We start from the raw sequence: 12201 nt of genomic DNA, 5'->3' as shown, positions 1-12201 counted from the left end.
TCCTTCCTCACACAAAGCTGCTGATGAACTGGATCATGGCCGCGCGCTGCGCATTGGCGTCACCTTCAAACCAGTCCAGCGGCATGTATTGGGCGTCGGTTACCAAGGTCACTTGGGGCGCTATGGCAGGCTGTACGGTGAACAACGGGCTTTGAGCGTTCACACCAAGGTTCATGAGGTGGGCAAACAAACCCGGATAGGTGTTGTTGTAATAGGCAATCAACTCCTGTGCGCGGATCACCGCATGGCCCCAGTGCGAGCGCTCCGGGTGGCCCGGCGAGTAGTCGCGAATGTGCAGGGCATTGCCATCCGCTGGCAGGTTCGGACCCTGAACGTTTTGGTAGTGCAGGTAAATGCCCGAAGGCATGCGTTCCACTATGCCGCCAAACACGGTGACGTGGTTCAAAAGATCCATCCACTCCAACACTTCATCACGGGTGTTGCCCGGCGAAAAGGAGAAGCTTGGGTTCGCCTGTCCGGGAGGGCGGGCATAAAGGGAAATGTGCCGGGCGGGTTTTGGAAACATGCCAAAACCGGCCACGTGCAAGGGGCGCAAGCGCAAAAATGCCCCGCCATTATCCATAAAGTAAATGCTCGGCAGCTGGTTTGGGGCAATGTCATTGGTCGGCGTTAGCCTTACGGTGCCAAACACAATGTTGTTTTGATTGATCAAGGGAACTGGTGTCTGCATGGCTCTGTACACTCCGCAATCTTGAAGGAGAAGAAGGCGTGCCTCACGTGGACAGGCCGTTTATGAACGCACTGATGAATTGGAATTGGGCGTTGGCATCAACAAAGCTGTCTTCAGGAAAGTAACTGAGGTTGGAGCTGATGTTGAACGTCTGCTGTGTTTGGTCTGCCATTTGAACGGTCACGCTTTGGGCCTTGGTGCCAAGGGCAAGCAACTTGTTCAGGTAGCCGGGGTAGTTGTCATTGTAGAAATTAATAAGGGCATTCTTTGAGATCAGCGAATGACCCAGATGGGGTGCTCGGGTCCGATCGGTAAAGTCGCGAACCACCACCGGGCAGAGCGTGTTTTGCGTTGTGGGGGAGGTGAACCACATGGTGCCGTTGAACGCGCCGTCGGTCACATAATAAAGGTTGAGGCCACTGGGGTTCTGCGGTTTTGCTTGCACCTGAGTAACAGGCAACGCCTCCAAAGTGGCCTGAATGCCCGCTTTGGTGTCACCAAGTTCACACTGGTAGACTGCCGTCTTTGGATTGCCATAGGACGCTTCGATGAAAATGAAACGGCTTGGCCGATCCACAATGCAAAACCCTGAGCGGTGAAACGGGCGCAGCCGAACAAAGCGGTTGTTGTCCGCCATGAAGTAAAGGCTGGGAAATTGCTGGGCCTCATAGCCCGTCCCTGTCAGGCGGATCGTGCCAAACAGCAGGTTGTCCATGGAGATGACGGAAATGGGTGTCGGATTGACAGACATCGCTGGGAACTTCCTCGCAAGTGATGAAGATCACCCACGCCCTCCCCATGGGACAGAAGGCCGGCAAGGTGCGGGCAGGTGATCGCGTGAACGCGATACTCAAGTGCTAAGGAAGACGCGCTTTGCGGGAAGGCGTGAAACCTAATTTAAGAAGAACCTGCAAGTGCCCGGCGTAAAAAGAAAAAGGCCCCGCGTCCCAAGTGGGAGGCGGGGCAAGGCAATATGGCCATTATGAAGTTGTTATCTAGCGCGGCATGTTTGAGCGGACGATGTCTCGTAGGGCGTCCACGGGTTCAAGCGAGGTGCCGCGCTTGATGTGCCAGAAAGTCCAGCCGTTGCAGGCTTGTTGGCCCTGAACAAGAGCGCCAACCTTGTGGATCGAACCGGAGTGCTCACCGCAGATCAGCGAGCCATCGGCGCGAACCGTTGCCTTGTAACGGCCCCGGGCGTCAGTCAGTTCTGCCCCCGGTTTCAAAAGGCCGGTTTCCAGCAGGTTGCCGAACGGCACACGAGGCTGAGCCCGCTTGCCCCTGGTCATCTGCAGGAAGTCATCGTTTGCCGGGGTAACCCGGTCGATGCGTTCGGAAGCTGCCTTGATGTAGGCGTCCTCCCGTTCAATGCCGACGAAGTGGCGGCCGAGCTTCTTGGCAACTGCACCTGTGGTGCCGGTGCCGAAGAACGGGTCAAGGATCACATCGCCCTGGTTCGAAGTGGAGAGCAATACGCGATACAGGAGGCTCTCCGGCTTCTGGGTCGGATGGACCTTGTCGCCGTTTTCGTCTTTGAGGCGTTCGTGACCCGTACAGAGCGGCAGAACCCAGTCTGAACGCATCTGGACGTCGTCGTTGAACGTCTTCATGGCATCGTAGTTGAACGTTGGCTTGCTGTTCTGGTTGGGGGTCGCCCAAATCAGCGTCTCGTGTGCATTGGTGAACCGCTTGCCACGGAAGTTGGGCATTGGGTTCGTCTTCAGCCACACGACATCGTTGTTGATCCAGTATCCCAGATCCTGCAGAACCGAGCCGACGCGGAAAATGTTGTGATAGGAGCCGATGACCCAGAGCGAGCCATTTGGCTTCAGAACACGTTTGACGGCGAGGAGCCAAGCCCGCGTAAAGGCGTCATACGCCTCGAAGCTAGCAAACTGGTCCCAATGATCGTCACAGGCGTCCACCTTTGAATGGTCTGGCCGATGAAGATCTCCGCCAAGCTGAAGGTTGTATGGTGGATCAGCAAAGACAAGATCAACAGAGTGTGCTGGCAGCTTGTTAAGGGCCGCTACACAGTCCCCTTTGATGATGGTGTCGAGCCAATCCGGCTTTGATGAATGGTGGGGTGCCGCCATGGACACCCCGGTACGCTGTACTCTCATTGCGACGCATTACCTCACGCAAATCTTGAGGCTTATGGTTACCGGATATGGTAAATCGGAGGTAAACGTCGAAATTCTTTTATTTTAATGGATTCAACGGTTTATTTAGACTTTCAAAGAAGCGCCATTAAGTTAAAGCCGGTTAACTATTAGCCTCGGGATACCTTGGGTTAAAAGTTTCTGATTGCTTAAGTGCGTCTCAACTCGCTTGCAAATTGCAGAGCTGATCGCCGCATATTTTTTTGTCCAAGGCGTGGAACTGGTAAATATAAACAGCCTGAAGAAGCGGGAAAAGCCAAATCAGTTAACCGGCAGCTGCTCGGGAAGGGGCAAATCACCCACTCGCCAGATCTTCAATAAGCTCAAGGAGGTGGTGATTTGTTTTGAGGTAACGGGCGAAGCGGGACATTTGTTTGTGCAAGAGACGGTAATGACCCATGATTGCAGCGCGTGCGATGCTGCACGCGGCTTGCATCTCGGCTCCGTGAACCAGCTCAGAGCACCAAAAAAAAAGCCCCGCCAAAAATGGCAGGGCCGTTTTCTCTAGGGTTTGAAGCGCGTCTTGGCTTCAAGGGCCAATCAGGCGTCCGGGCAGGCCCGCGACCACACAGAACGGGGCAACAGGTGCACACCATGTTCGGCCCTTTCACCTTCACCCAGAATATGGCCGATCCCTTCAGCCAGAATGGCAAGGGTCAGGTCAAAGGCATTGAGGCTGTCCCCTTCGCCAGCCGTCAGGTTCGCCATGGCTCCACCTGCAAACAGATGCACATGTGCGCCAGAGGCGAGGCGGTATCGGGTGACAAACGGCACGGGCTCTTCTGAAGGGCAGCCGCCAAACGCGCTGAGGTCAATCTCATCGATCTTGTGACCGGAATTGAGAATGAAGCAGCCGTCTTTTAGCTTTGCAATCACGTCTCCGGGCAGTACGTGATGCGCGCCAGTCCCGGTGACAATGACATCGGCATGGGGCGCAAGTTCCTCAACAGTGCCTGTTTGCCATCCATCATATCGAGCCTGAAGCAGCCGGGCGGGATCGACTTCCGCAACCATCACGGTGCCACCATAGGCCCTTGCGCTTGCGGCCAGCCCTTGGCCAACCGTGCCGTAGCCAACAACCAGCACCCGCTTTTCGTGCAGGCTGACCAAGGTTGCATTATAGAACGCATGCCATGTTGTCAGGCCCACCATATGGCGGTTGTGTAAGCCTTCCTTCACTGGAACATCGTCCCAGTTGAAAATCGGCCATGGCGGGAGCTTGCCCTGCAAACGGTTGATGCCAGAGCCAGTCGCCTCAAGGCCCGCTTTGATCTCAGGAAACGCGAGGCCGTTGGCGATCAGATAGTGGGTGTAGTCCGACCCCATTTCACTGAAGTGGGTTGGGCCCCACTCAAGACCGCCTGCAATGGCCGACTGCCAGTCCGCATCGCTCATGCCTTCGCCCGCTTCCACCTGCGCTCCGGCCTTGCGCATGCCTTCCACCACATCATCGCGTACCGTCGTCGGATTGCATGTGGTGATGTAAAGCTCTGCTCCTTTGCGGGCGAGCCCTTTCACAAGGGGGAGGGTCTTGATGTCCAAATGCATGCTCATTGCAAGGCGGACACCGGCGAGGTCTGGCAACCCCTCAAGCGAACGGCGGGTGCGTGGCATGTGCTGCTCAACCCACTCGATGGGAAATCTGGATTTTGGCATGATGGAATTTCAACGTTTGATGTGAAGGGGACAGCGCAGGATCTCACGCTCTACGTATTTTGGCGCAAAGTATTTGTCAGGAGGGCGTTTGTCCAGACGAGAAGCCCAGTTACTCCTCATGATATGCAGCATTCAGCCTTTATGGATCAACATGGTACGCTCTCTGCGGTCCGAAGCGCTTGCGGTAAGCTGCCGGACTGGTGCCAGTTTGCTGCAGCCGAAACTGGTGAGAACTAAACCGGCGTGTAGGACTGGCCATGCGGCCCTGTCCAAGCCTTGGGCTTGCCGTTCTTGGAAAGCAGGAACAGACCGGGGGCAGGGGCATCCAGTCCATGAGCCTCATGGAAGGGATAGACCCGCGGGGATTCATTGCTGAGCCAAACGGCGTCAGAAGCCAGCATTGTCTCGGCAAAGATCTGACGTTGCGCAGCATCCTGCACATAGTTCAAGACGGCGCTATGGAACACCACCAGCGTCGCGTCCGGTGGCGCGGTTTCCATCAGGCCTTTCAGGTCCTTGGTAAGGTCGCCTTTGTGGAGTGGTGGCTTGATCTGCCGCGCGATCTCAATCGCGCCGTTCAATCGCTCCAGACGCGCTGTCTGTTCTGGCCACACTAGTGTGCGTAGCCAGTTCGCTTCTTCAACGCTTCTCAGGTCTATGGGCGCAAGATCAAGGCCCGCGCGCCACGCCACCTCCAGGTGTGCACAGGGCAGCTCATAGGCTTCTGGTGCCTCGCAATGAAGCATGACTGAGGGAACGCCAGACGCCTGCGGGTTTGGCGCGGCAAGTTTGCGGCCGCCAATCTCATAGTCATAGTAGTCCGGCAGCAGGCAAAGGCCTGCCGACGCCCCCACTTCAAGCAAGGCAAGGGGCTGCGGAAGCGCCAACAACTGTGGCAGCAGAACAGCACAACGGTTGGGCTCGTTGGTTTGTGTCATGCGTGCTGCCATCACAGCTCGAATGTCAGCGGATTGGGTTTGCAGCAGGCGCGGCAGGTCATCGGCCTCTGGAACGGTGCCCGTAACAGCTCTGATGGCGGCAAACAGAAGGTTGGGTTGGCGCTTCTCAGGCGGCAGGTTCAGCAGAAACTGATGAGCTTCAGAGCTCTCCGCGATCTTTAGGGCCCATGCCTCATAGGTTGGCGAATGCCCGTGAGCTTCTCGTTTGGCAAAGGCCCTGTAGCCTGTCGTGATAGCTTCATCCAAAACCTGCATAAGTCCACCGCCGAAAGCTCAAATAAAGCTTAAGTCTAACAGGTAGACTACACCTGTAAATAGGCCCGGATGCATGCAGTGCGCCCTGTGATGTGCCAATTAGTGCTTTTTGATTGAAAAAGCTGACCTTAAAATCTCGGGATAGTTGTGAAAAATATCTCGTTGGCGGCAAAAATATTCAAAACGCTAGGTAATTGTCTTGACGTTGTCATTGACCTAAGGCAGACATAGAGCGACACGAACTAGGAGAAAAAGACGTGTCGACTATATCCGGTAGCGACGTTCAGATGGAAAACCGTTCCATCCTGATACCCGACCCAAAACCCTTCCGTAAATTTGAAGATGCCAAAGCCGCTGTCAGCTATCTCGTTGAGTTGTTTGACACCAGCACAGCTTTTCTGCGTGCCGAGTTTGAGCGCATCGCCAAAGGCTCCACCCCTGAAGGGCGTGTAAGAGCCTTCTATCCCGAGCTTCGCTTTGAACTGGCAAGCCACAGCCGTGCCGATGGGCGTCTGTCCTATGGCTTCGTTGCGGGGCCTGGTAAATACACAAGCACAATCACGCGGCCTGACTTGTTCCGTTCCTATCTGGAAGACCAGATCGAGCTATTGCTCAGGAACCACAATGCCCCGGTGGAAATTGGTTATAGCGATACGCCCATTCCACTGCACTTTGCTTTCTATGATGGGGCCCATGTAGAGGGCGCCTTCGCTGCAAATCCTGAGTTTACATTGCGCGATATCTTTGATGTGCCCGACCTTGCCGTCATGGATGATGCCATTGCAAACGGAACGTTTGATCCGGGCGAGGGGCCGCAACCGCTGGCGCCGTTCACGGCACCGCGCGTAGACTACAGCCTCCACCGCTTGCAGCACTACACGGCGACCGCGCCGAAGTATTTCCAGAATTTCGTGCTTTTCACAAACTATCAGTTCTACATTGATGGCTTTGCCCAGATGGCGCGTGAGCTGGTGAAGGACCCCAACAGCGGATACAAGGCCTTTGTCGAGCCCGGCAATCTGGTCACCCGCTCCGGTGAGAGCGAGCCATCCTCTGGCGAACCTCTGGGGCGCTTGCCGCAAATGCCCGCCTATCATCTTGTGCGTGAAGACAACTCCGGCATCACAATGGTGAATATCGGTGTGGGGCCATCCAATGCCAAAACCATCACCGACCACATTGCCGTGCTGCGTCCGCATGCGTGGTTGATGCTTGGTCACTGCGCAGGGCTGCGCAACAGCCAGCAGCTCGGTGATTATGTGTTGGCCCACGGTTATGTGCGCGAGGACAAGGTGCTGGATGCGGATCTGCCAACATGGGTGCCGATCCCGCCACTGGCAGAAGTGCAGGTAGCGCTGGAAGAAGCCGTTGAAAAGGTGACGGGTTACGAGGGCTTTGAGCTGAAAAGCGTCATGCGCACCGGTACCGTGGCCTCCATTGATAACCGCAACTGGGAACTGCGCGACCATCGCGAGCCGGTCCAGCGTTTTTCTCAGTCCCGCGCCATCGCTCTGGACATGGAGTCCGCCACCATTGCGGCCAACGGTTTCCGCTTCCGTGTTCCTTATGGCACGCTGCTGTGTGTCTCCGACAAACCTCTGCATGGCGAGTTGAAGCTGCCGGGCATGGCGACAGACTTCTACCGCCGTCAGGTTTCGCAGCATTTGGAAATCGGAATCAAAACCATGGAAATCCTGCGAGAGATGCCGCTGGAGCGGTTGCATTCCCGCAAACTCCGCAGCTTTGCCGAGACTGCGTTCCAATAGGGCCGCAAATCTACCAAAATTTTCAGGAGCCTCGCGGGAGTTCAGTTTCCCGCGAGGTTTGTTTTTTATAGCTCAAGGCAGATCTTAGATCCGGCAAGCTTCAGGCGCGCATCCAAAATCCGTGTGCTGCGTTGGAAGCCGCGCCGAAACTCGGGAGTCCGCCTTGAATCGTCGTAGGTTTCTGAAAACAGCTGGTGCAATGGTTGGCGCAGGCGCGGTTGCCGCGCCACTCGCAGCCCCTGCTCAGGTGATGAACCGCCGCCAGCTCAGCATGGTTACATGCTGGCCTCGTACTCTGCCGGGCTTTTCCGTCGCGGCCGGACGAATTGCCGAGCGCATCAATGCCGGCTCTGGTGGCCGGTTTGAGGTGAATGTCTATCCGGCAGGCGAACTGGTGCCAGCGTTTGAAGCCTTTGACGCCGTATCTTCCGGCGCGGCTGAGCTCTATCACGCCTCAGATGACTATTGGAACGGCAACCACAAGGCCTTCAGTTTCTTTGGTGGCGTGCCCGGCGGCATGACGCACACCGAATATCAGGCCTGGATCCACTGGGGTGGCGGGCAGGAGCTTTGGGACGAAGTTGCGGGCCAGTTCGACATCAAGCCGTTCATGGCGGGTCACACCACCCACACGGTGGGCGGTTGGTTCAGCCGCGACATTGAGACTGTCAACGACCTGCGCGGTTTCAAGATGATGTTGCCGGGGTTGGCCGGTGAAGTGCTGCGCCGCTTGGGCGGCATGGCCATCACCATTCCGGCAAATGAAATTCGCACCGCCCTGAAGTCCGGTGGACTTGATGGGGCAGACTGGGCCGGACCGTGGGCAGCCATGGGGCTTGGCCTGCATGAAGTCACAAAATACTGCGCCTATCCCGGTTTCAACGGCAGTGGCATTGCTTGCTCCATGGGGGTGAACCTCAACTTCTGGCGTTCGCTGACACCGGAAGATCAGCTGCTGTTTGCCTCAGCTGCCCATGCTGAAAACGACCTGTTGGCCGCTGAGTTCACCTGGCAAAACGCCGTCGCACTGCAGTCCTTGCAGGAAGACAAGAAATTCCCCGTCCGCCCCTTGCCGCAGGAAGTTCAGGAAGCGTTCATGGACACCTGTGAAGACGTGATGATGGGCTATGCCGGGCAGGATGGCCTCACGGAGCGTGTCTATCAAGGCTACAAGTCTGCTCAGGCGCGGCTGGTCAACTTGTCTCGCGTGGCGCAAGAGCCATTCAGTGCTTTGCGCAACAGCTCAACCGAAACATAGGAACCCTACCCCCAGGGCGACCGGACCGGAAGTGCACCCCTTTGGCGATCAGGCCAAAGGGGTCCTGACGGCTTTTTTCATGACAGTCGGCAAAGCTTCTCCATCAAGTTCTTCCTGAGTTGACCACCAGTAACCCTCAGGTATTTCCAAAGCTTCATTTGGCTCGGCGAACCAGATTGCCAGCTCAAGATGAAAGTGCGTAAAAGTATGTTTAACTTGCGTGCTGGCACGTATCCATTCAAGGTTGAACGGCGCTAAACTTAAATCATCTTGTGACATATCTTCAGCCCAGATCGATGTAGGCGGTTCACTCATTCCGGCCAGCAGCCCCTTGTCCGGGCGGCGTCGCAAGAGGGTCGCGCCATCCGCTCTCCTGACAATGAAGGCCATTCCCTTTCGTGTGGGCTTGACTTTCTTTGGTGCCTTGCGCGGAAGGGTCTCATGAATGCCTTGTTTGCGCCCTACACATACGTCAACCCACGGACAAATCGTGCATGCTGGCGATCGCGGAGTGCATACGGTAGCGCCCAGATCCATGACAGCCTGAGCGAAATCTCCGGGCCGATCGTGTGGAGTAAGTGTCCCCATATGGGACTTAATCACATGTTTTGCACCAGGTAAGGGGTCAGTTATTGCATGGAGCCGGCTAATCACACGCTCCACATTGCCGTCAACGACAGCCGCGTGTTGGTTGAACGCAATTGCAGCAATCGCGGCAGAAGTGTAAGGCCCAATTCCCGGAAGTGCTTGTAATTTATGCTCTTCTTCCGGAAAACGTCCGTTATACTCGCGCATTACTAGTTTTGCGCAGCGATGCAGGTTTCTCGCCCGGGAATAATATCCAAGACCTGCCCAAGCTTTCAACACATCTTCTTCTTCTGCCTCCGCAAGATTTTCTAGGTTGGGCCATTGAACTGTAAACTTTAAAAAGTAGTCTATGACTGTAGCAACGGTAGTCTGTTGCAACATGATTTCCGAAAGCCAAACGTGATAAGGGTTTGGTTTTGCACCGGAAAGATCCGCGTTTGGCGCAGTGCGCCATGGAAGGTTACGGAAATTTCTGTCATACCAGTAAAGTAGTGTTGTAGTTTCTTGCATGAGTTAGTCAGAGCTCTTGTAAGATTGCCCCCCAGATTATCAAGGAACCCTTGGTAATTTGAGGTACCGCGAAAGTTAGGGCTCAATTAGAACTAATAGGAATAGCAGGACACATAAGTGCCTTATTTCCATGGCGTGGTTTAAATTATGAAGACAACTGCACAGGTCAAGCGTTCCGGAGCAGATGGTCGACAGCTAGGAGAGCTGATTGGCCAGACAATGCATCCGGTCGCGCGAAAAAGGGGCTTCGCGACTTCCGAGTTGCTGAGTGCCTGGCCGGAGCTGGTCGGAGAACGATACGCAGAACGCGTGCAGCCCGGACAGCTTATATGGCCTCGCCGCAAGACGGCGGATGGCGAGCCGGTTCTTGAACCTGCGACGCTCCTTGTATATGCGGATGCCCCATCGGCTCTGCTTCTGTCTCACGAGCTCCCCCAGTTGCGTGAACGGATCAACGCGTTCTTTGGTTGGAACGCGGTAGAACGTATCCGTATCATGCAACGCACGTTGGTGCGCAAGCCAAAACCGGTTGCTCCCAAGCGTAAAGAGCTTTCCAGTGAGGAAAAGCAGAAGATCAAGGAACAGGTTGAACGGGTAGGTAACCCGCGCCTTCAGGCGGCTCTGGAGAAGCTCGGTCTTGAGATCGCAGCGCGCGTTGAGGACTAACTCCGCAACGAGCCCAAATTAGAAGTACCGGGGCGCGTCATTGCCCCAGCTGCGGCCCTCTTGCGGCCCAACAGCAGCCTAGTGGCCAAGACCGGCGCTCACTTCACACGAAAAAAGCGCACCGTCCCCGCTGCGCCTCTCTCATCAAAATCGATAATGGATTGTTTGTGGTTTACTGGCCTATTGCGTGGCTCACAACCAGATCAGCGCCATTGGCTGTGTAGCCGAGCAGCAAATCTGGGCGTTCCATCAAAAGGTAGGCCGTCGTGCCGTTCGTCGCGGAGTGCAGTTCAATGCTGTCACCGGTAATGCTCCAGTAGCTGGCCTTGGCCAGTTCCGCGCTGGTGCAGCCGTCTGCATTCACGCTTCCGCTGTAGATGCCTGCGCCGAGGGTGCGCAGCACTTGTCCCTGCTCGCTGTTGGCTTTGGAGAAGCTCAGGAAACAGGTTCCGGCCGGAGCGCTATCCCCTTCTTTCACTTCCCAGCGCATGCCGGTCAGGGAGTCCAGATCCGTAGAGCCGGCATAGGCCTGGGGTGTAAAGCTGGGCAAGGTATCGGTGGCGGCGGCGACGTTTTCTTCAGGTGCGGGGGCCTGCGCTACTGGTTCAACGAAGTCTTCCTTCATGGAAGCTTGACATCCAGCCAAGGCAATCGCCGTGACCAACATAGTAGTAATCCGCACCATGTCACCCGCTCGTTAGTTAACAAATCGTATATGAAATCACCCTGTCTTCTAAATGCCTGACTCTTAGTACAAAAGTAAAGGTGTTATGCCGGTTTTGCCCATAACTACGTCTCGAAATGGGATTCTTGTTAGCAGTGCCACAGCTTTGTCTTGTAAGAGCAAGGTGACCTAGGGGCTTTCAGCGTGCCGCGCGCGTTAGTAAGTCGCAGGAAAGTGTCGCGATTAGCACTCAAATTCGGGCTAAAGACGGAAATGGGCAAGTTGGCAGGCGGTGCTGATGCTGCAATCCGACTAGTTTGAAGGGCAGGGCGCTTGTCTTTAAGCGCCAGAATGGATCAAAGGATATTTGACGTGAACCAGAGCCGTAGACAATTCCTGAAGGCAACCTTGGCGGCCGCTGTAGTGGGCGTGGTCATCTCCGCAGGCATGCCGAGCGCATGGGCGCAGGAAACTTTTGATCCAGCAGAGCTGGCAGTCCCCAGCCCATTGGGCGACATTTCCTATGGCAGTGAAGAAGCACCGATCACCATGATCGAGTACTCATCCCTGACTTGCGGGCACTGCGCAACGTTCAAGACCACCGTCTTCCCTGAGATCAAGGCGAAGTACATCGATACGGGCAAGGTTCACTACATCGTGCGCGAATTTCCGCTGGATGCGGTTGCAACAGCTGGCTTCATGATGGGCCGTGCGCTTCCTGCGGACCGGTATCCGGAGTTCCTTCAGTTCATGTACGAAACTCAAAAGGACTGGGCCTTTACCGACAACCCATATGAAGCGCTTCAGAAGATCGGGCAACAGGTTGGCTTGTCCAAGGAAAAGCTGGATGCGGCCATCACCGACCAGACCGTGCTTGATGCGCTGACGGAAACGCGGGACCGTGGCAACAAGGAGTTCAATATCACGGGCACGCCAAGCTTCTTCGTCAATGGCGAAAAAGTGGTCGGGTACCGCGGCATGGAAGAATGGGAAAAGATCTTCCAGCAATACCTTTAAGCGGTCAGG

General features: G+C 55.7%; 12 protein-coding genes. 5 read left to right on the top strand and 7 right to left on the bottom strand.

Annotated elements, in window-relative coordinates; all coding sequences use genetic code 11:
* Positions 1-7: 7 nt before the first annotated feature.
* The 3 genes from PUV47_RS15190 to PUV47_RS15180 form a co-directional block, all read right to left on the bottom strand.
* Complete coding sequence (locus tag PUV47_RS15190; protein WP_274219429.1) at positions 8-691, bottom strand: hypothetical protein; 684 nt, start codon at positions 689-691, stop codon at positions 8-10.
* A gap of 43 nt (positions 692-734) precedes the next feature.
* Positions 735-1442 carry a hypothetical protein gene (locus tag PUV47_RS15185; RefSeq protein ID WP_274219428.1) on the bottom strand — a complete coding sequence of 236 codons (708 nt, stop codon included), beginning with the start codon at positions 1440-1442 and terminating at the stop codon, positions 735-737.
* Between the two features lie 244 nt (positions 1443-1686).
* The gene (locus PUV47_RS15180; protein WP_274219427.1) at positions 1687-2814 is read right to left on the bottom strand and encodes a site-specific DNA-methyltransferase; all 1128 of its coding nucleotides are present in this window, start codon (positions 2812-2814) and stop codon (positions 1687-1689) included.
* Between the two features lie 208 nt (positions 2815-3022).
* Between PUV47_RS15180 and PUV47_RS15175 the strand changes: the two genes are divergently transcribed.
* Positions 3023-3361 carry a hypothetical protein gene (locus PUV47_RS15175; RefSeq protein WP_274219426.1) on the top strand — a complete coding sequence of 113 codons (339 nt, stop codon included), beginning with the start codon at positions 3023-3025 and terminating at the stop codon, positions 3359-3361.
* A gap of 32 nt (positions 3362-3393) precedes the next feature.
* Here PUV47_RS15175 and PUV47_RS15170 read toward each other — a convergent pair whose 3' ends face one another.
* Both PUV47_RS15170 and PUV47_RS15165 read right to left on the bottom strand, forming a co-directional pair.
* A complete protein-coding gene (locus PUV47_RS15170) occupies positions 3394-4509 on the bottom strand; it encodes an adenosylhomocysteinase (RefSeq protein WP_274219425.1) in 1116 nt (371 codons plus the stop codon).
* A 233-nt stretch (positions 4510-4742) separates the two neighbouring features.
* Positions 4743-5723, bottom strand: a complete 981-nt coding sequence (locus tag PUV47_RS15165) for a DUF2332 domain-containing protein (RefSeq protein ID WP_274219424.1) — start codon at positions 5721-5723, stop codon at positions 4743-4745.
* A gap of 287 nt (positions 5724-6010) precedes the next feature.
* On the opposite strand from PUV47_RS15165, the gene PUV47_RS15160 reads away from it, so the two are divergent.
* On the top strand, positions 6011-7489 hold the full coding sequence (locus PUV47_RS15160) for an AMP nucleosidase (protein WP_274219583.1): 1479 nt from the start codon (positions 6011-6013) through the stop codon (positions 7487-7489).
* A 163-nt stretch (positions 7490-7652) separates the two neighbouring features.
* The gene (locus tag PUV47_RS15155) at positions 7653-8747 is read left to right on the top strand and encodes a TRAP transporter substrate-binding protein (RefSeq protein ID WP_274219423.1); all 1095 of its coding nucleotides are present in this window, start codon (positions 7653-7655) and stop codon (positions 8745-8747) included.
* A 48-nt stretch (positions 8748-8795) separates the two neighbouring features.
* On the opposite strand, the gene mutY is transcribed toward PUV47_RS15155, so the two are convergent.
* Positions 8796-9845 carry an A/G-specific adenine glycosylase gene (gene mutY / locus PUV47_RS15150; protein ID WP_274219422.1) on the bottom strand — a complete coding sequence of 350 codons (1050 nt, stop codon included), beginning with the start codon at positions 9843-9845 and terminating at the stop codon, positions 8796-8798.
* Between the two features lie 147 nt (positions 9846-9992).
* Between mutY and PUV47_RS15145 the strand changes: the two genes are divergently transcribed.
* Complete coding sequence (locus PUV47_RS15145; RefSeq protein WP_274219421.1) at positions 9993-10511, top strand: DUF721 domain-containing protein; 519 nt, start codon at positions 9993-9995, stop codon at positions 10509-10511.
* 172 nt (positions 10512-10683) lie between these two features.
* Here the strand turns inward: PUV47_RS15145 and PUV47_RS15140 are convergent, their stop codons facing one another.
* A complete protein-coding gene (locus PUV47_RS15140; RefSeq protein ID WP_274219420.1) occupies positions 10684-11196 on the bottom strand; it encodes a hypothetical protein in 513 nt (170 codons plus the stop codon).
* Positions 11197-11526: 330 nt separating this feature from the next.
* Here PUV47_RS15140 and PUV47_RS15135 point away from each other — a divergent pair, with 330 nt between their 5' ends.
* The gene (locus tag PUV47_RS15135; RefSeq protein WP_274219419.1) at positions 11527-12192 is read left to right on the top strand and encodes a thioredoxin domain-containing protein; all 666 of its coding nucleotides are present in this window, start codon (positions 11527-11529) and stop codon (positions 12190-12192) included.
* Positions 12193-12201 lie beyond the last annotated feature (9 nt).

It is taken from the genome of Pseudovibrio exalbescens, assembly GCF_028737195.1.
Taxonomy (GTDB): Bacteria; Pseudomonadota; Alphaproteobacteria; order Rhizobiales; family Stappiaceae; genus Pseudovibrio; species Pseudovibrio zosterae.
This window is presented reverse-complemented; position numbering and strand designations above follow the sequence as displayed.